The sequence below is a fragment of the Chloracidobacterium sp. genome (genome assembly GCA_016711345.1).
In the GTDB taxonomy this organism is placed as follows: domain Bacteria; phylum Acidobacteriota; class Blastocatellia; order Pyrinomonadales; family Pyrinomonadaceae; genus OLB17.
On record JADJTD010000001.1, the window covers coordinates 2,854,073 to 2,877,701 of the forward strand.

Here is a 23,629-nt window from a genome sequence, read left to right on the forward strand (position 1 = left end):
CTGCACGTAAGTAAGGGCGCGTCGATCCGCAAGAGCCCTTACTTACGAGCGGGCTACTGACAGCATATCGCAAAAACACGGCTTTGATAATTGGCCGCGAATAATTGATAATTTTCCGCGATGGCCGAACTTACAGAGTTTATCGATACAGTCCGCCGCCTTACGGACGCAAAGCTCGAAGAGATCGTTCCGCGATCTGATGTCGAACCGATCCGCCTGCACGAAGCGATTCGCTGGAGCCTTTTCGCGGGCGGCAAACGCATCCGGCCTGCTATCCTTTTTGCAGTTGGGCAGACGTTCAATGCCGCGTTCGACAATATTTCTGCAACGGCTGCGGCGGTCGAGATGATACACACATATTCGCTCATCCACGACGATCTGCCTGCGATGGATGACGACGACATGCGTCGAGGTAAGGCGACGTGCCACAAAAAATTTGGCGAGGCAACGGCGATACTCGCTGGCGACGTTTTGCAGACACTGGCATTTAAAGCGATCGCTGATGATGAGAGGTTGCCGGCTGATACTCGCATAAAACTCATCTCAATGATCGCCGCCGCCGCCGGAACTCCTTCTGGAATGGTTGCGGGCCAGCAGCTCGATCTCGATGCCGAAGGCAAAACACTTAGCATCGCCGAGATTGAGCAGATACATCGCGGAAAGACTGGAGCGATGATCTCAGCCTCGGCTTTAGCCGGCGCGATCATCGGAAATGCGTCACCAAACGAACTATTCGCCATCGAAAACTACGCTTCGAATCTGGGTTTGTTGTTCCAGATCACAGACGACCTGCTCGATATAACGCAGGCGAGCGAAACGCTTGGCAAAACCGCCGGTAAAGACGTCACCGCCGAAAAAGCTACTTACCCTAGCCATTTCGGCATCGAAAAAACGCGAGAAATGGCAAATCAAATCCATCAGCAAGCCTGTGACGCTCTTTCCTCGATAAGCCATAATACCGAGCTGCTCCACCAACTCGCCGATCTGATCCTAAATCGGACGCGATAAGGCGGAAAACCAACCTTATTAGACGTTTCACTCGCTCTTAGCGTATGAGCGAACTGTCGCATAACAAAAACAACCATCTTATCAATGCTGCGGCCATTGCGGCTGCCTTTGTGTTTTTGTACGCAACCGTCGTCGCCAAACTCGCTCGCGATTGGTGGTCGGATGAGAATTATTCACACGGCTTGCTCGTTCCGGTTGTCATTGGCTTCATTCTTTGGAAGGAATGGCCCGCTCTCAAACATGCCGCACAAAGCGGTCTCGTTTGGCTCGGCGGTGTGACAGGCATATTGGCAATTTTGCTGCTGTTTGCCGGTACACTCGGAGCCGAGCTTTTCACCACACGTATCTCGCTCGTCCTGATGCTTGCCGCGATAGTCGTTTATCTCTACGGCACAAAAATACTATCGCTTTTGGCTGTGCCGTTTGCTCTCCTGCTTCTCGCTATACCGATACCGCAGATCATCTTTAACCGCATCGCGTTTCCGCTTCAGATATGGGCGTCGCAGATGGCGGTTTGGGGCATCAGGCTGTTCGAAGTCCCGACGCTTAGGAACGGCAATGTCATCGACATTCTGCCTCGCGGATCTACACAAACGATCTCGCTCGAGGTCGTCGAAGCCTGCAGCGGAATTCGCTCACTGATGACGCTCGTAACGCTTGCTTTGATACTCGCGTATTTCACCCGCAACGCGGAAAATATCAGCGGCAAACTTTCTGCTGCGGACTTTTGGCGTGCAAGTTTGCTGATGATCGCCGCCGTGCCGATCGCCGTTCTCACAAATGCCGCGCGAGTTAGTTCGACCGGCGTTCTGACCTACTATTACGGCAAACAAGCATCCGAAGGCGTCTGGCACGAAGCGTCCGGTTGGTTAGTTTACGTCGCCGCTCTGGCGTTGCTCCTAGCAGCAAACTATCTCTTACAAAAAATATTCAACGACCGTTCATCAGCACCGACTGATAACGATTTTCAGATCCGCAATCCGCAATCCGCAATCCGCAATCGAACGGTGTTGCCACTAATCACCGGTCTTGTTCTGAGCGGCCTGTTCATCAACTGGTTCGCGGCCCGCAGTGAGACCGAGATCGTCCGACGCCCTCTTGCGGAAGTTCCGGCAACTCTAGGTGACTGGCGGCAAAAGGGAAGCGAGATCACATTTGACGAGTCGGTCGAGAGCGTTCTCCGGGCGACTGACTACACGATGCGCGAATATACGTTGCCAAACGGACGCATCGCCAATATCTACGTCGGATATTACGCATCTCAGCGTTCGGGATCGACATATCACAGCCCGCAAAACTGCCTGCCCGGAGCCGGTTGGGTGATGAAAGACCCTCAGCGCATCAATATCACGACCGCCGACGGCCGCACCTTCGAGGCAAACCGCTACACCATCCAAAACGGCATCTACAACGAAGTGATGATCTATTGGTATCAAGGCCGAGGCCGCACCGAAGCCAGCGAATACCGAGACAAGGTCAACACCGTCCTCGACAGCATCACACGCCGCCGCAGCGACGGCTCTATCGTCCGCGTAATGACCAGCGTCGGAACCGATGAAACAGCCGCCGTCCAAGCCGCCACCGACCTCTCCGCCCGCCTCGCCGAGAACCTGACACAGTTCGTACCCGAATGATCCGCCGTTCTTAGAGTTTCGCAATAGACGGTTTAGGGTGGATATATCGTGTGCTACTAATAACGGAAATCTAGTGTGCTGCCTACTGTAATTGATGATTTTGCTTGCAATAAGCGGATTTCAGGAGCATACTGATTGCGAATTTACCTTTTCAGGCCAATCTTCTTTTTGCGTTGTAGCTGATCTACCGAGGTTCGTCTGACTGGCGTGAATTGTGTATTCCGACAACCCACAAAAAGGAGCTATGCTATGCCTAACGCATCATCGTCGCGTATTTTCGTTATTACATTAATATTTTGTGCCTTCGCGGCCATCGCCGTGAGCGCCGATTGGGGCAGCGGATTTGGTTTTTTATCGTCTGCTGCGCCGAATGACATTGCCCCATACATCGAAGAAAGTGACGCGGCCGCCGAACCGCGTGCGATGACCACTCCGTTGAATGCGATAACGACGTTCGACGCGGCGCTGATAGTAAGACACGTCGTCGCGCTGCCTCCGGCTCTGATCGCTAACCAGTTGACGGCGGCAAGGGTAAACGGGCAGACCCAAGTTTCATCTTTTGATGCCTCACGGGTAGCGAATTACGTCGTCAACAGTGGTAACACCGGAAGTACTGGAACGACTGTGCCGCCTGGGTTGCTTATGGGTGATGTTTCCGGAGCGGGGCCGCATTACGACGGTCAGCCGGGTGCCGTTGCCGTTTCGCTTCCGACTATGAATGCAGGCGGAACGGCTATCGTTCCCGTCACGGTTGGAGATCTGACAGGTCTTGGCGCGATCTCTTTCGAGTTTCAGGTCACATTCGATCCTGCGGTTTTGCAGCCGATGACACAACCGGTCAACACATCTGGAACATTAACCGGCGATGGGTCGTGGAATGTCTTTCGGAATGCCAGCAATCCGGGACAGTTAATAGTCTCAGGATTCTCTACCAACCCTTTGACCGGTTCAGGGACGCTGATTGATCTGCGGTTCGATGTCATTGGAGCTCCGGGCCAGTCAACAGCGTTGACATTTGAGGATTACACCGATCCGAGCGGCAGGACGCATCAGAGTTTTCTTTTCAACGAAGGAACACCGTCAACAGGGACGATGACTGGCGGAACCGTTACGCTTGCAGCGTTCACGCCATCGGGCACGCCTACAAGTACCCGAACGCCGACGAACACGGCGACGCCTACCTCAACAGCAACGGCCACAGCGACCGGAACCCTGTCACCAACAAATACCGCGACTGCAACTGCGACACCGGTCTATCCTTTTGTAACGGTTTCGCTTCCGATCGTTGCCGCTTTACCCGGCTCAACGATCTCGGTTCCGGTCACGGTTAGCGATACGACGGGATTGGACATCACTTCGTTTGACCTTAATGTTTCGTTCGATCCGGCTGTTATGACGCCTGCGTCTCCGGCTTTTGACAGTACCGGCACGTTGAGCAGCGGGATGGTTTTATCGGCGGATGCGAACTATCCAGCGTATCTTAAGGTCTCCGGTGATCTGCCGGTAGGGCCGCCGCCAATAGCGGGAGCGGGAACGCTGGTAAACTTGATCTTCAACATCGTAGGAGCACCTGGCCAAGCTACTGTTGTGGCTTTTCAAAACTACACTCCGGGTCCGGGAACGCTCTTTCACGCCTTTCGCTTCAATAACTTGAATGGCGGTCCGGTTCCGTTGACAACAAACGGCAGCGTTACGATCGCGGCGAATTCAACGCCAACGCCAACATATACCGGAACGCCTCTGGCGACCGCGACCGCGACGCCGGTTGCTTCGCCCGTGGTCAGCGGAGCGATCCGCTATGACAATGTTCTTATCGCACCGTTTACGCGTCCTGTATCAAACGTAACGATGAGTGCTGCCGGGCCGGTGCCGGTTTCCGAATTGACCGATGCTTTTGGCAACTATGAACTCGACGGGTTTGGCTTTGGCCTGTACACTATAACGCCTTCAAAAGCAGCCGGTAGTGATCTTCTTGGAGCGATCACCGCCTATGATTCAGGCTTGATCGCCCAGAAGGTCGCAGGAATGATCAATCTGACCGTCAGACAGCGATTTGTTGCCGATGTCAGCATGAGCGGCACAGTATCTTCGTTTGACGCCGCAATGATCGCAAATTTTGTTGCCGGGCCGCCCAATCCGCCTCCGGGTGTTGGAACTACGGGAATATGGGAGTTTGCTCCATCGAGCAGAACATATTTTGGATTGGTATCACCAATTGGGAATGAAGACTACAACGCCTATCTGAAAGGCGAAGTTTCCGGAAACTGGAGTGGCGGAGGGCCGACGCCGGCTAGAGGGCAAAACGGCCCTGAGAGAACAACGGCTGTCACGGCACCTCTCCTTGTTACGCAGACCGGCAAGGAAATCCTGGTTCCGCTCGTCGTTCGCGGCGTTGCGAACAAAGACATCATCGCCTATGAATTCGATCTTCGTTACGATCCGGCCGTGATCCAGCCCGATTCAGATGCAGTTAAATTGGCCGGAACGGTGAGCAGCGGACTTAGTGTTGTTACCAATGCTCACGAACCCGGACTGTTGAGGGTGGTCGTTTACGGAGCGATGCCAATAGACAGTGACGGTGTGCTTCTGAACCTTAGATTTGTTGCCGTCGGAAAACCGGGAGCCGTCTCGCCCATCTCGTTCGAACGGATAATGTTCAACGAAGGCGAGCCGCGTGTGACTGTTTCTAACGGAAAGGTCGAGCTGTCCTAAAAATATGCGAAAGCCCGCACATCAGTTAGGGCGGCACATTCAAGTTGAGTGTTCCGCCCTTACTTACGTGCGGGCTTTTGCATTTGCCCGACACTGCCCTGCGGATCGTGATAATTTTCTGACTTGTTCATCAGCTTTTCTTTGACTTTCGACTATGGCCGCGCGGTGCTCTTACCGTGTGTCGTAGGCTGAGGACAAGTATTCCTTTTTCTATCTCGGCCATATAAAAGCTGATGGTGTGATCGACGCGTATATCGTGTTTTTTTGCGAATCGCCGGGCGAAGATAAGGCGGTGACCGGACACGCCGTTCTTTCGAAAGGGAAACGCGTTGGGCATCAGTGGGCTCGCAGGCCTAAGGCCGATCGTTTCTGTTTCCGGTTCGTATAAAAGCGTGACAGCTTCAGGCGTTTCCATCTGGTCGTAAGTATGGCTGTTCACCAGTATCTGCCCTTTCTGATTTAGGCTCGCATAAAGCTGGCCTGTTGTGTGCCGGTCCGACGACCCTTCAAATTCTATCCATTTTCTTTCCATTTTTTAATCGTAGCGCGAGTTACGATTTGTGTCAAGCGTGGCACAAGAAGTTTCCCGCAAAGACGCAAAGAAGAGTTAAACATCACATTCGTTTCCGTATTTACTCACGCATTCGCACAACAAACTCACCAAAACGATCAAAACCTTTAGCGGTTTCCAAAGCATTACGCGCTCGTCTAGCTAAGATTTTTTTGATTTTTCCGATGGCTTTTTGAGGGTGTCCGATGGCTTTTTGGGGGGTCTCCGGTGGCTTTTTGACCCTTTCCGATGGCTTTTTTTAATCAAATCTCTTCAGCCATCGCTGAATACAACCCATTTTTCTGAAAACAACTTTCGATTGACTGTATTCCCAAAGTGCCGATGAAGTTCGGTACTTGATTTTAGTTTTTGAAATCTGATTACCAGGCCGATCCCGAGACTTTCCCCTCGGGATCAACCAATTTTCTCGATCCTGCGAGATCTACCGTCGTCGCCCCGACATTGATCAGTAAGTAAGATCGAAGCGAAAAAGATATGTTATACCGCGAGTGCCCAATTTTCACTTCCCGTTTTGCTCACCTTTCCCTACTACTTTGCCTAAGTTTGTTTCTTGTTTCATGCGGCCACTCGACCTCTAAATTTCTTGCCAAGGGCGAAGAATACTTACAAAAACGCAAATTTAACGACGCTCTGATGCAGTTTCGTTCGGCTGTTGAGTCGGATAAGGAATCGGCAGCGGCGCATTGGGGCATGGCCCGTGCATACGAGAATCTAGGGCAGTTTAACGAGACGTTAGAAGAGCTTCGCAAGACAGTCGATCTGGATGGTTCGAATCTCGAAGCCAAAGCTAAGCTAGGCAATTATTTCCTTTTGCTTCAGCCGCCGATGATCGCCGAGACTGAAAAGATCCGCGACGAAATTCTCGCGGCGGACAGCAAATTTATTGAAGGCCACATTCTCGGAGCATCCATTCTCGCCGCCCAGGGCAAGCCGGATTCAGTTGTAATAGACGCTATTAACAAAGCCATTGCTCTCGATCCGAAACGCATTGAATCTTATATCAGCCTCGAACGGCTTTACACGACGCGTGAAAAAGCCGCCGAAGCCGAAGCCGCGATCCTCAGAGGCATCGAGGCAAATCCGACTGCGATTCTCGGTTACACGGAATACGGCAGATTTTTGACGTATGCAGATCGCGACGCCGATGCTGAATTGCAGTTCAAGAAAGCTATCGAGATCGATGCAAAAAGTATCGAGGCACACGAAGCCATTGCAGATTTTTATGTCACGAGCCGCCAGCTTGAAAAAGCTGAAGCCGTTTATAAAGAGCTAGTTCAAATACAGGAAAACAGTCCTGAAAGCCGTCTTGAACTCGCCGAGTTTTATACAGATTCTGAACGAGTCGAAGACGCGATAAATGTCTTGCAGAATATTCTGACGGACACGCCTGAATACGTTCGAGCCCGTTATAAGCTCGGGCAAATTTATCTCGACCGAAAAGATATCGCGGGCGTTAACGAGCAGCTCGACGCTCTTTTTGCGATCAATGACATTGATTCCGAAGCTCTGACGCTAAGGGCACGGTTGAAGATCCAGCAAAACAAGCCCGACGAAGCCGTCAAGGACCTTGAAGAGGTAATAAAGACATATCCAAGTGGAAAAGAAGCTTTGTTCCTGATGGCGCAGGTGAAACTTTCGCTTGGGCAGATCGATCAGGGACGTGTATTTATTACTGATCTGGAACGCTATCATCCGACGTATTTGAAAACAGGTTTGTTGAGAATTCAGGCCGCGTTTTCGACCGGTGAACCAGAAACTGCTCTGAAGCTGGCGAACGAACTTATCAACAAGGCCAACGCGGCAGTTTCGAACACAGGGACCGTCCCGCAGGAAACGCAGGACATTCGTGTGCGTGCTTTAACGTCGCGAGGGCTTGCTTATCTTGACCTCGGTAAGACCGTTGAGGCGAAAGCCGACTTGCAGGAGATTGTAAGATTGTCTCCGCATTCATCGGCAGCGATGGTCAACCTCGCGAAGGTTAGTATTGCTGAACGTAATTATCAGGAAGCTTTTGACCTGTATGACAAAGCCCTTGCGTTAGACACGCAGAATTTCGACGCTGTGAGCGGCGTTGTTACGGCTGCGATCCAATTAAATCAGACACAAAAAGCACACGCCAAGACTGACGAACTTATCGCTGCTTACAGCGGCAGAAATGACATTCTTGCGGCATTACGTTATTTGAAATCTACAATTTTCTCGGCTGAAAAGAATCCGTCAGCCGCTGAGCAAGAGCTGCTTCAGTCGATCAACCTCGACGAAAACTATCTTCAGTCATATTCGGCCTACGCGACGTTGCTTGTTTCACAAAGCCGCACAGACGAGGCCATCGCACAGTATCAGAAGGTCGTCGAGAAACGGCCGTCCGCACAGGTCTTTACAATGCTCGGCATTCTTGAAGACGGTCGCGGGAAAACTGCGGATGCAGAAATGAACTATCGCAGGGCACTTGAGATAGCACCGGAAACAGCTATCGCCGCCAACAATCTTGCGTGGCTGATCGCCGAGAATCAGGGGAATCTGGACGAGGCTTTGCAGCTTGCGACATCGGCTGTCAGCAAGAATCAGGCGGTCGCCGGATTTTACGACACGCTTGGCTCGGTCTTTCTCAAGAAAGGCCTCTATTCACCCGCTGTCGAACAATTGAAGAAAGCAGTAGCCCTCGACGAGACCAATGCACAAAGAGGCGGAACGGCATCAACGCCCGGCTATCGCGTGCGTCTGGGAATGGCACTTGCGAAAGCAGGCGACAAGGTTTCGGCACGCCGCGAGGCTGAGACTTCGCTTCGCAGTATTAATGAATTGAGCCAGAGAGAGGTCAGCGACGCAAAGAACCTCCTCGCAAATCTATAGGAGTACGTTGGGCATGTTCTTTTTGATCGAAATCGCAAATCTGGCTGCGGTCAAAGCCTTTCTGGTAGGAATACCCGAGGCAATGGAACTTTTTGTATTCGGTGTTGCTCTGATCGTCGCCGTTGTGCTGCTTCGCTGGTTTCTAAACCGTGGCAATATCAAAACGGCCGATGAGAAATTTAGTGAAAAGGAACTGACTAATTAGGAAGTAAGAGAAATGAGTGTTGAATTCAGACAAAGAAAACCCGGCGAACTTTTCGGCATGCTCAAACGCCAGAAATGGCTGATACTACTGCCCACGCTTACAATGACCGCAGCGATCGGCTATGTAGTGTACAAGCTGCCGAGCATTTACGAATCAACGTCATTGCTAACGGTAAAACCACCAACAATTTCTTCAAATCTCGTTCAATCTTTGACAAACGAAGACCTTTCGCAACGCCTTCAAACAATCAATCAGGAAGTCCTGAGCCGCTCTTCTCTTGAACCGATGGTTCAGAAATACGACCTGTATAAACAAGAACGCGCTGCCGGGTTGCCGATGGAACTGATTATCGAAAAAATGTACAAGAATATAAAGGTAGATTTGGAAGAACCGGGCAGTGAAAAGGTTGCGGCTTTCCGCGTTAGGTATCGCGACCGCGATCCTCAAGCGACTCGAAACGTTACCGCCGAGCTTGCCAGCAAGTATGTCAACGCTCAGGTCCAGACGCAAACTGAAATTGCCGAATCGACCAAAGACTTGTTTGAACGACAGCTCAACGAAAAGAAAATCGCACTCGACGATCTCGAAAAACAGCGTCTCGACATCATGATGCAAAACGTTACGACGCTGCCGGAATCTGAACAGGGGCTTGTCGCCCAACTGACTGGACTTCGTCAACGCGAGGACACGATCGTAAAAGAGAAGCAGACGCTTTTTAACGAAAAAGGCCGTCTCAGCGACTCAATAGCGGCGAACAATCGCCAGATGCGCGTGATCGAGGATTTTGGCCAGAAAGAAACTCAGGACACTGCCCGTCAGGTTTCCGATCCGGAAAACACTCCGGCCTACGGCGAATTGATGAAAAGGCGTGCCGATCTCAACGCTCAGTTGGACAACCTTTTGAAAGTCTATAAAGAAAAGCATCCGGCTGTGATTGCAAAGCAAAGTGAGATCAAGCGGGTGAATGATGAGTTTGACAACCTGAAGAAGAGCAGCGAAAAGCGAGTAGCTGTCGCGACACAATCGAGCTCACGCAAAGCAGAGCTTCAGAGAAAGAGCCTCGAACTTGAGAACGAACGGATCCAATCGCAGATCAGTCAGATCGAACAGCAGATAACCGGCAAAGACGTTGAACGTCAGCAAAACGCCGGCCAGATCACCGCTCTTGAAATGAGGATCAATTCGATCCCAAATGTGAAGGTCGCGTTAGAGGGCATTACTGCCCAGTATCAGTCGGCAAAACAGACCTACGACGAGATCTTAAAGAAAAAGAATGACGCCGAAACAGTAGTCGGTGTTGAGACGAATGCGCAAGGCGAAACGATCCGCGTTCAGGACCCGGCAAATGTGCCTCAGTCGCCTGTCGCTCCAAAGAGATTTTTATTGACGCTGCTCGGAACGGGGATCGGCCTTTTATTCGGCTTTATCCTTGCCGCATTCTATGAAATTCCAAAGCTCTTAAAGATTCAGAATATCGAGGACGCAAAACACTACACAGGGCTTCCAGTTTTGGCATCGGTGCCGCCGCTTCTTTCAGCAGATGAGAAAGCGTGGATGAAGCGTTCGGGCTGGTTAAAGCTGATGGCCGGAACGGCTGCGGCCTTGGGCATCATTCCGTTGATCGTGATCATAATTCAGGCGACGCATATATTTGAGAAATTAGTTTCATAAGCATAGGGAAAAGTGACGCCTTTAGGTCTTTCTCTTACCAACAGGTGAACGCCTTAAAAGGTCACTTTTACGAGAGGTAAATTATGTATAAAGAATTCTTCGGTTTAGACGATATTCCATTCACGCTGACGCCAGATCCGCGTTTTATCGTGTTCACGCCAAGTTATAACGAGGTCCTTGCAAGCCTGTATTACGGACTTGAGAATGCTAAAGGCTTGATCGTTCTCACGGGCGAGGTCGGCACAGGTAAGACGACGGCTTTGCGTTGGATCTTGCGGCGACTGGACTCGTCGGTGCTCGCGGCATATGTATTTAATCCGCGTCTGTCGATCGATGAATTTTATCAGCACGTGACACAGATGCTCGGCATTAAGGATTGGACGAATAAGAGCGATCTTCTTAATACACTTGGCAAGGTGCTCGAAGAAAGACATCGACGCGGCCTTCGCACCGTGATCATCATCGACGAAGCTCACGAGCTGTCGGATTATGTGCTGGAAGAGATTCGCCTGTTGCTCAATTTTGAATCTGACAATGCAAAGCACTTACAGATAGTGTTGACTGGCCAGCCGGAGCTTCGCGACAAACTCAATCAGGCAAATCTGCGTCAGTTGAAACAGCGAGTCGCACTTCGATGTAATATGCATCCATTCCCGAATGTCGAGGAGGTTGATAGGTACATCTCGGAGCGTCTCGTGATCGCGGGAGCCGAGCAGCCGCATGTTTTTACACCGGGTGCCGTTGATTTTATTTTCCAGTGCTCTGAGGGCATTCCACGCAATATCAACAACCTCTGCGACAACGCGATGCTCGCCGCTTACTCCGAGGGCGAACAGATGATCGGACGAAAGATCATCGAAGATGTAGCGGACAATCTCGATCTGCTGCCGCGTAACGAAACTCTGCATACGCCTGAGGCCGCTATAAGTGGACGTGTTATGAGAGCCGACAGCAAAGATGATCTGTGGGAAGGTCAAGCCCGTACCGCAGCGACCAAGCCGCGTATCTTCAGGGAAGACGCGGAGACGGAGAGAGTTTATGCAAATGGGCATTCGAACGGTCATGCAAATGGCTATATAAACGGCAAATCGAATTCGAATGGATTTACAAATGGAGATAGCGGCACATTGATCTTTGAAGATATAGAAGAAGAAGTCGATCTCGAACTTGGCGGCCGTTTTTACAAAATATAACAACGACACCGAGATATAGAGAACGGAGCATTTTGAAGATGAGTATCCTTAAAGCATTACAAAAAAATCTTACCGATAGTCCAGACAGCGAAATAATCTCGCCATCGGCAAACATCGTGCCGTTCGACCGGAACGGACGACGTGACAACAAGCCGCCGGAATTACTATCATCCGCGGACTTTAAGATCGGTAATCCAGGTTCGGCGTTCATAGGGCAGCCGCATTCCTCTGTCGGGACGGCACTCCCTGATTTGGAAACGGAAATAACTGCCGGGGCAAATATGAACGCTGAAAGCTCGGCGCTCGTCGCAGCTCGACATCTACCTGACTTTGTCAGTTGGACTGTCGACGCGACGCGCGTCGAGCCACGACTTGTGTCGATAACGCACCCGCACTCGAGCTATTGCGAAGAATATCGCAGCCTTAGAACACACGTTCTGCATAAGAGCCAACGGCAAAAGCTGCAGGCCATCGTCGTCGCCAGCGTAAATCCAAGCGAAGGGAAATCGGTCACGGCTCTCAATCTTTCCTGGCTGCTTGCGCAGACAGACGGTGTGCGGGCCTTGATAATCGACAGCGACCTTCGTATGCCGAGCCTTGCAGATTATTTAGGTATTGAAACAGACAGAGGGCTTTCCGATGTATTAGCAGGCACATCCACGCTTGCCGAGTCGATAGTCAAGCTCGAGCCCGCCGGACTTCATATCTTGCCGGGCGGTGATGCACGAAACGATGTTGCCGAACTGATCTCAGGGCCAAAATTCAAAGAGATATTGCGCGAGGCGCGAGAGATGTTTGACTATGTCATCATCGACGCACCGCCGCTCGGCATCTTTACCGATGCGACAGTGCTCATCAATCAGGCTGACAGCGCGATCATTGTGGTCCGTGCAAATCGAACGCGTTACAGTGCGATCGAGCGGCTTCTCGAACCGCTGCCTAAGGAGCGTCTGCTAGGCGTCGTTCTCAATCAGAGCGAAGCGGTTCTGGACGAATCGCATTATAACTACGGCTATTACAACTACAAACGTTTGAACGAATTGCCGAGTCCGTAAATTTTACTATGGGTGCCACACGATTTAGTCCGAGGATATTTTGGCTGATACTGGCCGATGCCGCATTTCTTTACAGCGGCGTTATGCTGGCAATGTATCTCCGCCTCGGTATTTCCGGTTCCCAAAACGAATTGAACGCAAAGAACGGCTGGCTCAAGATCGCACTTGCATCAGCCGTTTGCTTATTGATCCTCTACTTTTACGATCTATACGATTACATCGTGATGACCAATCGCCGCGAGCTGCTGCTGCGGCTTGTTCAGGCATTGGGCATTGCATGGGTACTGCTCGCTCTGTTGTTCTATTTCGTGCCGCCGCTAATGATCGGCCGGGGCGTTTCAGTCATCTCGGTGCCGATCGTATTGTGTTTGCTTTTGGGCTGGAGAATCTTTATTCATCAACTGACCGGACATCCCGGGATCGGTGAAAAAATACTTGTTGTCGGCACTGGTCAAACGGCTCTCGATACTGCTGAGGCGGTTTGGGAAAGGCGTGATGCGGGTTATCGCATCGTCGGTTTTGTATCCGAGAACGGTGCGAAGCCAAAGGAAAAGCTCGGACGGTCGGAAATCTTGGGTCGTGCGATCGACCTCGAAGGAATTATTCGCAGCGAAAAGATCGACCGCGTTGTTATTGCCGTTCGCGAACGCCGCGGAGCATTTCCGACAGAAGCACTTTTGAAAATGAGTCTCGCAGGCGATGTTTCGATCGAAGAATGTACGTCATTCTTTGAACGCATCACTGGGAAAGTTCATGTCGATATGCTGAGGCCGTCTTGGCTGATATTTGCGGGCCGACGGCGTGACTCGCCGATACGTGCGGTGATTCGCGAGATCATTCACAGGCTTTTGGCGTTGATCGGTCTTGTGCTATCTCTACCCGTTGCGCTCTTCACGGCGATCTTGATCAAACTCGAATCGCGCGGTCCGGTGTTTTATAAACAAGAGCGAATTGGGATGAACGGCCGCATCTTTAATGTCATCAAGTTTCGGTCGATGGCGACGGACGCAGAGGCCGACGGCAAACCGATATGGGCCGCGTCCAACGACGAACGCACGACACGCGTCGGCAAAATTATTCGCAAGCTGCGGATAGATGAGATACCGCAATTTTGGAACATACTGAAAGGCGAAATGAACTTTGTCGGCCCAAGGCCCGAACGACCGCATTTTGTAAAACAATTGGCTACAGAGATTCCCTTTTATGAGCATCGTCATTTGGTTGCTCCCGGATTGACAGGCTGGGCGCAGATCAAATATCCGTATGGAGCATCGGTCAGCGATGCGATCCAGAAGCTGCAGTACGACCTTTACTACATCAAAAATCAGAGTCTCGCGCTCGACATGATGATCGTCTTTGACACAGTAAAAACCGTGCTTTTCGGTAAAGGCAGATAGGAAAATCTGGATTAGCGAGAGCAATAGTTATTTAATTAACGGACGAGGAAATCGAGATGAAAGCAATAATATTCGTTAGAAACGCCACAATAATGGCTACATTCGTGTTCAGTATGATCACGACGGCCATCAGCCAGACGACACCGCCGAAAATGAAAGATGGCAAGGCCGTTGCGGCGACCGATGCTAGTGCGGAGAAAGCCATTCCGCTTCCGGCACCGACATCGACCGATGGCGAGACAGGTGACGCAACTGAGATCGATACGCCGGAGGCTGAGACGATATTGCCGTATTACAACAACTATCTCAAGGAATACCGGCTCGGTCCGAGTGATATGATATCGGTCGAAGTTTTTGGCCAGTGTCCTGATTATTGCAAAACGGGAATTACCGTCCCGCCGAATGCGCGCATCTCGTATCCGTTGATCCGCGAGGGCATAATGGTCGCGGGAAAGACCGTCGAACAAGTTGCTGCGGAGATCACAAAGAAGCTCGACGAATTTATCATCGACCCCAAGGTCAGCGTTACGCTCGACAAGGCAATGGCAACTCGCTTCGCAGTTATGGGCAATGTTGCAACGCCCGGCGTTCGCGTAATGGATCGCAAGGTCAGCGTTTACGAAGCCATTCTCGATGCCGGTGGTGTTACAAAGAACGGCGACCGCAACAAAGTCTATATTGTCAGCTACGGCAAGGATCAGCGTCTTACCCGCAAAATGGTAAGCCTCAGCGCTATGGAGAGCGGAAAGGCCGATATGGTATTTCTTAATCCGGGCGACCAGGTTTTTGTCGCGGGCAAGGGATTCACCATCGAAAAATTCCTTTCAGTCCTTGGCAGCGCCAGCGCGGCGAGGATATTTTTCTAGAACGAAATTCCGAATTCTGAGTAGCTTTGCATGATCAAGATCTATCGTTTATCAATCTTATTTATTCTTCTGTTATGCATCCAGACAGCCAATGCCGCATGGGTCAAACAACATACGAACAGCTTTGCGTGGTTTCGCGATGTCTTTTTTGTGAACCAGACAAAGGGTTGGATCGTCGGCGGCGACGGCGTTATGCTCTCGACCGATAACGGCGGCAAGACCTGGGTTCAGCAGACAAAATTCACGACGGACACTTTTGTTCAAGTCTATTTCACGAGCGAGACGACCGGCTGGCTACTCTGCGAACGTAATATTTATGCTCGCGGCGTGAACGCTTCGTCGTATCTGCGAAAGACCGTCGATGGAGGCCGCACCTGGGAACGTATCGAGTTTCAGGACGGCGGACGCGAACGTGTTGCAAAGCTGCTGTTTAACAAGAACGGCGCCGGAACCGCATTTGGCGAAGGCGGCATTTTTTACATGCTGCAGGAAGACGGCATTTCGTGGAAGAAGAGCCAAACCGCAATTCATTTTCTCCTGCTTGACGGAGCGTTTTCCGACAGCCCGATAGGAACTATTGTCGGCACCGGCGGTACGATCATTTTTACCGAAGATTCCGGTTTGACGTGGGAAAAGGCTTCGCTTTTAGGCAATACCGATACGCGTTTTAACGCCGTGTCATTTGCCGGTGAAAAAGGCGCCGTAGCGGTCGGAACGAAGGGAAGAATATTTCGTTCAAACGGCGGCGGCAGGCTTTGGCGGCAGATCGAATCGGTAACAACGGTCGATCTAAAGGACGTTTACTTTACCGACGCGGCCAACGGCTGGGCAGTTGGCGACAAAGGAATGATCGTCCGAACACGCGACGGCGGCAAGACCTGGACCGACGGAAATTCACCTACAAGCCATAATCTCGAAAAAATCACTTTTGCTGGCGATAGAGGCTGGGCAGTCGGCTTCGGCGGTACCGTTCTCACCTACGACGCGAACGCCACATCCAACACATCAGAATCCAGTAGCAAACCCACGCTGCAAAGGCGACATTAGCAAATCCCGTTTTGCTGCCCTCAGCAGACGCTTCGTCTGACTGGGTGAAATTGAAATATCAACTTCTCAATATTATACGGTTTTCTCACTTTGACGTAACTTTCCCCGCCCAAATGTGCGAAAATCACAGTAGTTTGGTTCAGCGATCCCGCTCGGGTTTGTCGAGATATATGTCCGAAATCGTGATTCAGGTAGACGATCTTTCTAAGCATTACCGGCTTGGCGTAATTAGCGGTAAGCGATTGGTGGATGACGTCAGCCGCAAATGGGCCAAACTCAGAGGACGGCCCGACCCGTTTGTTAAGGTCGATGCGCAGGCTGTCAAAAGATCGAACGGCGGGGAAGCGAACGGTGAAAATGAAATATGGGCATTGAGAAATGTTTCATTTGATGTTCATCAGGGAGAAGTTCTCGGCATCATCGGACGCAACGGAGCGGGAAAGAGCACGATTCTTAAAATACTGTCAAGAGTCACAGCACCAACCAGTGGTGAAGTCCGTGTCAAAGGCCGTATTGCAAGCCTTTTGGAAGTCGGCACCGGGTTTCATCCTGAACTGACCGGACGCGAAAATGTGTTTCTCAACGGCGCTATTCTTGGCATGACCAAGGCGGAGATACACTCAAAATTCGACGAAATCGTTGAATTTGCTGAGGTTGTGAAATTTATTGACACGCCCGTCAAGCGATACTCCAGCGGAATGACTGTCCGGCTGGCATTCGCTGTGGCGGCCCACCTTGAGGCTGAGATCATGATCGTGGACGAAGTTCTCGCCGTTGGGGATTCCGCCTTTCAGGAAAAATGCCTGGGAAAAATGGAGAAGGTTGCGGGCGCGGGTAGAACAGTGCTATTCGTCAGTCATAATATGTCTACGATCCAGCAGCTTTGCAAACGGGCGATTCTGTTCAGAAACGGACAAATACACAGCACAGGATCTCCGTCCGAGATCGTTAGCGATTATCTGTCCGATTCGCGTCAAGGCACCAGCCTGGACATTCGTGATTGGCAGGACAGGCAGGGATCAGGGCAGGCTTGTCTTACACGGCTTGCCGTTTTAGACGAAGCCGGAAAACAACAAGGCGCCTTTCCTGTCGGAAGCAAAGTGTGTTTCGAAATGGAAGCCGAATTTTATCAACCTGTCGTCGATCCATGTTTCGGAGTTCTTATACATGATTCGTCCGGCGAACCCTTTATCGATATTCGATCTACGCATGACGGGCTTCGTACCGGGACAACGAAGGGGAATGTTAGGATTCAAGCGTTCATAGAAGATTTGGGGCTTTATCCCGGACGATATTATCTCAGTCCGTGGATCACAGAGGGGCAGCGTGACATCGATTTTCCCCGACTATGCGGAAGTTTTCGGGTGTTACCCAAACCGGGGAAGTGGGGTGACCTTCAACTTGACCCAAAATGGGGTAAATATCACATCAGATCAGCCTGGAAACAGATATTGCATTGGGAGCGAAATTTTCAACGTGAATAACGGAAACAGATCAACCATGTCAGTACGGAACCTTTCGCGAAAATCCCGTACTTTACTTCGGATCGTGCGAGAACATGGTTTGCGGGAATTCGTAATACTGCTTGATAAGAAAACACAGCTCGGATATCTGGATCTAGCCTCAGATGATCTGGAGACATACACCAAGAACTCAGGAACCGGTTTAGATGACCTGAAGTTGTCGAGTAAAACGATAAGGCCACGACAAACCTCGGGCAGCGAATTGGAATCAGCAGTGGAAACTCTCGGAATAACTGAAGCCGATAGAATAATTGATATTGGATGCGGTAAGGGTGCAGCAATGATCCGGTTGTCAAAATTCCCATTCGCGAGGATAGATGGCTTGGAACATTCCCAGGATTGGGTTCGGATAGCTCGCAGGAATCTTTCACGGCTTCGACTAACTAAACGATCAGAAATATATTGTGCAGACGCAACTGAGTTTACTGAACTGGATGGCTACAATTATGTTTATTTATTCAATCCGTTTCCTCTGTCGGTTCTGTTGATCGTATTGGAAAATCTACGTTTGTCGTTAGAAAATAAACCGCGAAAACTTACGATCATTTATAACAATCTTCCCGAAAATTATTATGAACGGATCGTAGAGAACGGAACCTTTGAACTGATCGATGAACAGAAGATGGAATCCCGTACGACAGTCCACATATTTCAAAACCGCGCAATTCCGCCTAAACCTTGCGAGGAGAAGGTTGATTTCAAATGAATGTGCCGGACGGAGCAGAGTGGGCTGAGGTCGAAGGAGAGGAGATCGTTGAGTGGAATCAACGCCTTCAGAGAACGCAGGCTACCTACCGACAATATCCTTACTGGGTGGAATCATTTAGAAAGCGCTGGGTGACTCCAAGGTATTTTATATTACAGACGAAACACACGCCTTTGGTCTACACTAGCTTTTTATCTTTGGGCCCGCCGACAGCCCGAATCGGCATAATGCACTGCGGTTTGGTTCCTTTAGCCGACATCGAAATAGACTCCTCCTTGATAAAGGGTTTCGTTCAATTGATTAGAAATCTTGGCTATTTCTTTTTGAAAATCACCCATTCCGATCAAGCGGTGCTTGATATGTTTTTGAGCACTGTTCTTACTGAAAAAGGCGGGTTTTATCCAGGTTACGAAAATGCGAGGAATCACCTTTTGGTGCGGCAGTTGGATGACGACACCGAAATGATGTTGTCGTTCAACGAAACGGGACGAAGAAAGATCAGAAAAGGCCAGAAAGAAGGTTATGAGATCAGTGTCTCGGACGATCCGGAAGACCTTAAAGACATTTGGCCGATGCTTGAAAGACATGCTGGCCAGAAAGGCCTTCAGGTATCTAATAGGCCGCTTGATGCGTGGCTTAGAGTAATTCGACACGCGAGAAAACATAATTGTGTTCGACTTTACAAGGCGCACCTTAACGAACGTCCAGTGCTGGCCATATTGATACTAAAGTACGGTGCAACCGCGGAATACATGATCGGCGGGATGGAGCTTGATGGATTGCGGACAAATGAGAGTCCGGCGGCATTCGCCCATTGGTTTGCTATGCGAGACTTATATCGAGAGGGCTGTGAATATTATAATATCGGCTCGCCCGGCGACGGTGTCAAAAACCAGCTGTTTCAATTCAAACGAAACTTCCGGCCGGTTTTATTTGTCTATCCGGAAGCCGTGACAATAGTTCTAAAACCTCGATTGTTTCGCCTTTGGAAGGTTTTGGTATATCGATTATTTGTTCCTATTCGCTCCCGATTTAGGCGTTTGAAAAAAAGGACCAATGGGCATAAAAAACAAAAGACCATTGCGGAGGTACTTGCGGAGAGCGAATGATAGAAACCAAATGTGAAAGAGATTTTGGCAAACCCACAGTTTGAAAAGTTTTTGCTTGGCTGCGAATATTCAAAAAAGCGAATGAATATTTTCTTGAAAATAAGGATTCAAACGCTATTATGTGTATGATAAATTAGGGAACGCCTCGATAATAAAATATTATCTTGCGAAAGCCTCAGAGATGACGGGCTTGCAGTGACTTCGAGAAGTAATTTCATGTTGAATTATAATTCGTACAATTCCGAGACCTCTTCTACAAAAATGGAATGGTGCGAAGTGCCCAGTCAGTCTTTTCACGTTTGGGACCAAAAGTTGGCGTCCACGGATTGCCCGTACCTTCAATTCCCGTTTTGGGTCAAGGCCCACGAAGAACAGGGTTATAGAACAAGATTTTTTTATTACGGAGATGTTGATCGCCCCATTGCGACAGCGGCGATCATGGAAGCTGGAAGATTTCCATTCCGCTTTGCGCTTGTGGATCGCGGGCCTTTCATTTTTAGTTCAAGTCCCGAGGACGCTGAGAAGTGTGTTTTAAGCCTGATCGAACTTGCGAAGAATCTGGATTATGCGTTTGTCCGATTTACTCATGGGCAGGACGAAGTTTTCTCGATTCTTAGAAGATCTGAGTCAGTTAAATCGCTAGAACCATATCCGTTTTCGCGCGATCCCCGTAACTTTTTGATCGTCCAGCAGAAGGACACTAAGCATGAAACGCTGGCCACCTTCAATGAGACAGCACGTAGAAAGATCAGAAAGGCAGCTGACGTGGGTTACGAATTCCGTATTGCATCTTCAAAAGAAGACTTCGATCTTGCATGGGATTTGTTTGAAAGGCTCGCGCTTAGAAAGCGATTCAACCTTTCTTCAAAACCTAAAAGAGTATGGAAAAAAATCATCGAACTCGGGGCGGAAAATGCCCGCGCGCGGCTTTATCTGTGTACTTACGAAGACAAACTAGTTGCCGCACAGATCATTGTTAGTGGCGGAGTGATAGCCGAAGGAACATTATCCGCACTAGATGTTGATGCCCTTGAAGGAAAACCGAGTCCAGCGGCCCTGCTTACATGGATCGGAATGCGCGATGCACAAGAACTAGGCTGCAATTATTTTGATATGGGCGGCCCCGGCGACCCCAAACGAAATAACCACGTTTTCGAGTTCAAGCGTATGTTCAGGCCCGAAGGCCGCGTGATGCCCGGTCCCGTGTGTGCAGTCATTCATCCGGTACGTCATTGGATCTGGATGAAAGTAATTTTAAGGGGTTGGAGAGCGTGGCGCGCAAGATTTGCGTGCATTCAGGTCGGCTTTGCCGAGTCCTTTTCCGAAATCCATCTGCTTTCACCCGCATTTTCGTCTCTCCTTCAACACGTACCCGTCTGAGACTTTCCGGCATCTGCTAATAAAATGCCCGATGAACTCCAGTCCGTAGCCGATCCTCAACCTACAACAGTACTTATATTGCCGGAAATACTGAAAAACAAGGGGTATTGTTGCTTTTTATGAGAGGAAATTGCCGGTCAAGCGGCATTTTTCGAGTGCCGAGAATGAACGAACTTAAGAAAACAGCAAAGGATCCGAACCTGATCTACGATGTCGGACTGCAAAGTGGACAGGATACGGACTATTACCTGAAAAAGGGCTATCGCGTCATCGCTTTTGAGGCTAATCCCGACAGCGTCGAGTTTTGCCGTAACCGATTCAAGGGTGAGATCGCTGAGGACCGGTTAGAGATCGTTGAAGGCGCGATCACCGAAAACGTTTCTTCAAATGGCCGTCCGGCAGAAGTAGGATTTTACCGGAATAACGATCATGCATTGTGGAGTACCGCATGTAATGACTGGGCATCGAGAAACGAAGTTCTGGGCACCAAAAATGATCTGATAAGTGTGCCCGCGGTCGATTTTGAACAGTGCCTTGAAAAATACGGAATTCCGCACTATCTCAAGGCCGATATTGTCGGCTCAGAAACGATCTGTCTGCGTGCATTGCTCAAATTCGAGAACAAACCCGATTACATTTCTATTCGCTCTGAGAAGCTCGTTTTCCGAAAGCTCGAGTACGAATTTGAACTGCTCGAACAGCTTGGCTACTCAGGATTTAAGGCAGTCAAACAGGACTTTGAAAAGGTGCGTCCGCAGCTGCCCTCAACAAACGGACTGAAATTTCACGAGTTTGAGGAAGGTGCGTCAGGCCCATTTGGCGAGGAAACAGCGGGAACATGGAAGAGCAGCGACAAGGTCCTGAACGACTATCGCAGGATCTTTGTCCGCTACTGGCTGTTTGGCGACTACTCGTATTTGATACAAACACAGAACGGAAAACGCATGATCGCACATCTTGAGCGAATATTCAGACGGTCTATTCCCGGTTGGTTTGACACTCACGCTCGATTCGGAATGGTAAGCGCCGTGCTGGGAAGTTTTTCGCAAGTTGGTCAATATCTGGCGCATGTCTAGGCCAGCGGGTTGATGGTTAATAAGTAGTGACAAACAAGGAGACCGCAAAGATCTCATTAAGAGAACAGAGTGCCTGGCTGCTGGTCGCAAAGATCATCGGCTTTGCATTCAGCTTTGTCCTGCCTCTCATCATTGTCCGGCATCTGACCCAGGACGCCGTCGGACATTATCGACAAGCATTTTTGGTAATAACCAACGCTGTGATCATCTTGCCGCTGGGCTTTTCGATGAGCGCATATTATTTCTTGGCGCGCGAGAGCACTGCAAGACGCGGTGCAGCGATATTTAATATTCTCATCTTTAATTTTGTTGTCGGCGGGTTGGCGTGTCTGGCATTGCAAGTGTTTCCGCAAATCCTGGGCAATATCTTTCGAAGCGAAGAACTTTCACAGCTCGCTCCGATGATTGGCGTCGTTATCTGGATCTGGATATTTGGGACATTTTTGGAAATTGTTGCCATCGCAAATCAGGAAGCTAGAGTTGCGACGATGTTCATTGTTCTCGCTTCGCTATCGAAGACGCTGCTGATGGGAACCGCTGTATTTGCATTTGCCACGGTCGAATCTTTTCTCTATGCAGCGATGATCCAGGGAATCATTCAGACTTTTATTTTACTCAATTATTTAAGGACCAGGTTTGAGGGATTTTGGCGCCATTTCGATGCGGGATTTTTCCACGAGCAGATGATGTATGCAGTGCCTTTCGGGCTGACAGGAGTTTTGTGGATAGCTCAAACCGATATTCACAATTACTTTGTCGGGTATCAATTTTCGCCTTCGGAATATGCCATCTACGCTTACGGCTGTTTTGAATTACCGCTGATTGCAATGCTTTCGGAATCGGTCACGTCCGTACTAATCCCGCGAATGAACGAACTTCAACTTGTGGGTGATCGTGACGAAATGATTCGCCTGCTGGCGCGTTCGGCACAGAAACTTGCATTCTTCTATTTTCCGATCTACGTGTTTTTGATGGTAACGGCGAAGACGTTCGTCGTTACGCTTTTTACGCAGGATTATGAACTGAGTGCTTCGATCTTTGTCATCAATCTGACGATACTGCCATTTTGCGTTCTCATTGTCGATCCGATCGTCCGTTCGTTCAAGGAACTCGGTAGACTGTTTCTCCTGTCGCGTCTTTTAGTACTGACTAGCATGGTCGCAGTGCTGTATTTCGGTCTCGGTTACTTTAGCCTGACGGGAATGATCACAGTTGCGGTCGCCGCGATACTGATCGAGAAATTTATCGCAGACACAATGGTGATACATAAGCTAAAGATCGGTTCGCGGCACCTGTCGCTTTTCAAGGACACGGCAAAAACAGCCTTGATAAGTATATTGGCCGGCGTCGTCACATTTATTGTTTATACAAATGCGCATGAATCTCTCAAACTGGCCGGCGAGGGTTTTGCAGCCAGTGTTTTGTCACTGAACACACCGGCAGCTCTGAGCTTTGTAGGCGGCAGTTTTGTTTTGCTTGTTACAGCATTGGTTTTTGTGCCTGTGTATTTGCTCGCTGCAAACTCCTGGGGCGTCATCGAGGATGATGAAAAACAAACAGTTAGAAATTTCACGAGGAGGCTTTTTCCAAAGCGCGGCATCCACCCGCTGACGGATAGCTAAT

At 49.9% G+C, this 23,629-nt stretch carries 18 protein-coding genes; 17 read left to right on the forward strand and 1 reads right to left on the reverse strand.

Annotated elements, in window-relative coordinates; translation table 11 throughout:
* The first annotated feature begins 120 nt into the window (after positions 1-120).
* The 3 genes from IPL32_11790 to IPL32_11800 all read left to right on the forward strand — a co-directional run bounded on the left by IPL32_11790 (position 121) and on the right by IPL32_11800 (position 5,354).
* Complete coding sequence (locus IPL32_11790) at positions 121-1,008, forward strand: polyprenyl synthetase family protein (GenBank protein ID MBK8466504.1); 888 nt, start codon at positions 121-123, stop codon at positions 1,006-1,008.
* Between the two features lie 44 nt (positions 1,009-1,052).
* Positions 1,053-2,642 carry an EpsI family protein gene (gene epsI, locus IPL32_11795; protein ID MBK8466505.1) on the forward strand — a complete coding sequence of 530 codons (1,590 nt, stop codon included), beginning with the start codon at positions 1,053-1,055 and terminating at the stop codon, positions 2,640-2,642.
* 249 nt (positions 2,643-2,891) lie between these two features.
* Positions 2,892-5,354, forward strand: coding sequence for a hypothetical protein (locus IPL32_11800; protein ID MBK8466506.1), 2,463 nt, complete (start codon positions 2,892-2,894; stop codon positions 5,352-5,354).
* 130 nt (positions 5,355-5,484) lie between these two features.
* On the opposite strand, the gene IPL32_11805 is transcribed toward IPL32_11800, so the two are convergent.
* The gene (locus IPL32_11805; GenBank protein ID MBK8466507.1) at positions 5,485-5,886 is read right to left on the reverse strand and encodes a hypothetical protein; all 402 of its coding nucleotides are present in this window, start codon (positions 5,884-5,886) and stop codon (positions 5,485-5,487) included.
* Positions 5,887-6,468: 582 nt separating this feature from the next.
* Between IPL32_11805 and IPL32_11810 the strand changes: the two genes are divergently transcribed.
* The 14 genes from IPL32_11810 (at position 6,469) to IPL32_11875 (ending at position 23,628) form a co-directional block, all read left to right on the forward strand.
* Positions 6,469-8,778 carry a tetratricopeptide repeat protein gene (locus IPL32_11810; GenBank protein ID MBK8466508.1) on the forward strand — a complete coding sequence of 770 codons (2,310 nt, stop codon included), beginning with the start codon at positions 6,469-6,471 and terminating at the stop codon, positions 8,776-8,778.
* A gap of 13 nt (positions 8,779-8,791) precedes the next feature.
* Positions 8,792-8,983, forward strand: a complete 192-nt coding sequence (locus IPL32_11815; protein ID MBK8466509.1) for a hypothetical protein — start codon at positions 8,792-8,794, stop codon at positions 8,981-8,983.
* A gap of 12 nt (positions 8,984-8,995) precedes the next feature.
* On the forward strand, positions 8,996-10,654 hold the full coding sequence (locus tag IPL32_11820) for a hypothetical protein (GenBank protein ID MBK8466510.1): 1,659 nt from the start codon (positions 8,996-8,998) through the stop codon (positions 10,652-10,654).
* 83 nt (positions 10,655-10,737) lie between these two features.
* Positions 10,738-11,847, forward strand: coding sequence for an AAA family ATPase (locus IPL32_11825; GenBank protein ID MBK8466511.1), 1,110 nt, complete (start codon positions 10,738-10,740; stop codon positions 11,845-11,847).
* Between the two features lie 38 nt (positions 11,848-11,885).
* Positions 11,886-12,902 (forward strand): CpsD/CapB family tyrosine-protein kinase, encoded by a 1,017-nt coding sequence (locus tag IPL32_11830; protein MBK8466512.1) that lies wholly within the window; start codon positions 11,886-11,888, stop codon positions 12,900-12,902.
* 8 nt (positions 12,903-12,910) lie between these two features.
* Positions 12,911-14,299, forward strand: coding sequence for a TIGR03013 family PEP-CTERM/XrtA system glycosyltransferase (locus tag IPL32_11835; protein ID MBK8466513.1), 1,389 nt, complete (start codon positions 12,911-12,913; stop codon positions 14,297-14,299).
* Between the two features lie 56 nt (positions 14,300-14,355).
* Positions 14,356-15,165 (forward strand): polysaccharide export protein, encoded by an 810-nt coding sequence (locus IPL32_11840; protein MBK8466514.1) that lies wholly within the window; start codon positions 14,356-14,358, stop codon positions 15,163-15,165.
* Between the two features lie 30 nt (positions 15,166-15,195).
* Positions 15,196-16,212, forward strand: coding sequence for a hypothetical protein (locus IPL32_11845; protein ID MBK8466515.1), 1,017 nt, complete (start codon positions 15,196-15,198; stop codon positions 16,210-16,212).
* A gap of 170 nt (positions 16,213-16,382) precedes the next feature.
* Positions 16,383-17,696 (forward strand): ABC transporter ATP-binding protein, encoded by a 1,314-nt coding sequence (locus IPL32_11850; GenBank protein ID MBK8466516.1) that lies wholly within the window; start codon positions 16,383-16,385, stop codon positions 17,694-17,696.
* 16 nt (positions 17,697-17,712) lie between these two features.
* On the forward strand, positions 17,713-18,441 hold the full coding sequence (locus tag IPL32_11855; GenBank protein ID MBK8466517.1) for a class I SAM-dependent methyltransferase: 729 nt from the start codon (positions 17,713-17,715) through the stop codon (positions 18,439-18,441).
* On the forward strand, positions 18,438-19,550 hold the full coding sequence (locus IPL32_11860; protein ID MBK8466518.1) for a GNAT family N-acetyltransferase: 1,113 nt from the start codon (positions 18,438-18,440) through the stop codon (positions 19,548-19,550). Before IPL32_11855 ends, IPL32_11860 begins: the two co-directional genes overlap by 4 nt.
* Positions 19,551-19,766: 216 nt before the next feature.
* Entirely contained in the window at positions 19,767-20,930 is a 1,164-nt protein-coding gene (locus IPL32_11865; protein MBK8466519.1) for a GNAT family N-acetyltransferase, read from the forward strand.
* A 164-nt stretch (positions 20,931-21,094) separates the two neighbouring features.
* Positions 21,095-22,006 carry an FkbM family methyltransferase gene (locus tag IPL32_11870; protein MBK8466520.1) on the forward strand — a complete coding sequence of 304 codons (912 nt, stop codon included), beginning with the start codon at positions 21,095-21,097 and terminating at the stop codon, positions 22,004-22,006.
* A 26-nt stretch (positions 22,007-22,032) separates the two neighbouring features.
* Positions 22,033-23,628: an oligosaccharide flippase family protein gene (locus IPL32_11875; GenBank protein MBK8466521.1), complete on the forward strand. Its 1,596-nt coding sequence runs from the start codon at positions 22,033-22,035 to the stop codon at positions 23,626-23,628.
* Position 23,629 lies beyond the last annotated feature (1 nt).

Excerpts from the sequence above, each read along its gene's own strand:
- IPL32_11790 (MBK8466504.1), top strand. The coding sequence starts at position 121 with ATGGCCGAACTTACAGAGTTTATCGATACAGTCCGCCGCCTTACGGAC.
- epsI (MBK8466505.1), top strand. The coding sequence starts at position 1,053 with ATGAGCGAACTGTCGCATAACAAAAACAACCATCTTATCAATGCTGCG.
- IPL32_11800 (MBK8466506.1), top strand. The coding sequence starts at position 2,892 with ATGCCTAACGCATCATCGTCGCGTATTTTCGTTATTACATTAATATTT.
- IPL32_11805 (MBK8466507.1), bottom strand. The coding sequence starts at position 5,886 with ATGGAAAGAAAATGGATAGAATTTGAAGGGTCGTCGGACCGGCACACA.
- IPL32_11815 (MBK8466509.1), top strand. The coding sequence starts at position 8,792 with ATGTTCTTTTTGATCGAAATCGCAAATCTGGCTGCGGTCAAAGCCTTT.
- IPL32_11820 (MBK8466510.1), top strand. The coding sequence starts at position 8,996 with ATGAGTGTTGAATTCAGACAAAGAAAACCCGGCGAACTTTTCGGCATG.
- IPL32_11825 (MBK8466511.1), top strand. The coding sequence starts at position 10,738 with ATGTATAAAGAATTCTTCGGTTTAGACGATATTCCATTCACGCTGACG.
- IPL32_11830 (MBK8466512.1), top strand. The coding sequence starts at position 11,886 with ATGAGTATCCTTAAAGCATTACAAAAAAATCTTACCGATAGTCCAGAC.
- IPL32_11835 (MBK8466513.1), top strand. The coding sequence starts at position 12,911 with ATGGGTGCCACACGATTTAGTCCGAGGATATTTTGGCTGATACTGGCC.
- IPL32_11840 (MBK8466514.1), top strand. The coding sequence starts at position 14,356 with ATGAAAGCAATAATATTCGTTAGAAACGCCACAATAATGGCTACATTC.
- IPL32_11845 (MBK8466515.1), top strand. The coding sequence starts at position 15,196 with ATGATCAAGATCTATCGTTTATCAATCTTATTTATTCTTCTGTTATGC.
- IPL32_11850 (MBK8466516.1), top strand. The coding sequence starts at position 16,383 with ATGTCCGAAATCGTGATTCAGGTAGACGATCTTTCTAAGCATTACCGG.
- IPL32_11855 (MBK8466517.1), top strand. The coding sequence starts at position 17,713 with ATGTCAGTACGGAACCTTTCGCGAAAATCCCGTACTTTACTTCGGATC.
- IPL32_11860 (MBK8466518.1), top strand. The coding sequence starts at position 18,438 with ATGAATGTGCCGGACGGAGCAGAGTGGGCTGAGGTCGAAGGAGAGGAG.
- IPL32_11865 (MBK8466519.1), top strand. The coding sequence starts at position 19,767 with ATGTTGAATTATAATTCGTACAATTCCGAGACCTCTTCTACAAAAATG.
- IPL32_11870 (MBK8466520.1), top strand. The coding sequence starts at position 21,095 with ATGAACGAACTTAAGAAAACAGCAAAGGATCCGAACCTGATCTACGAT.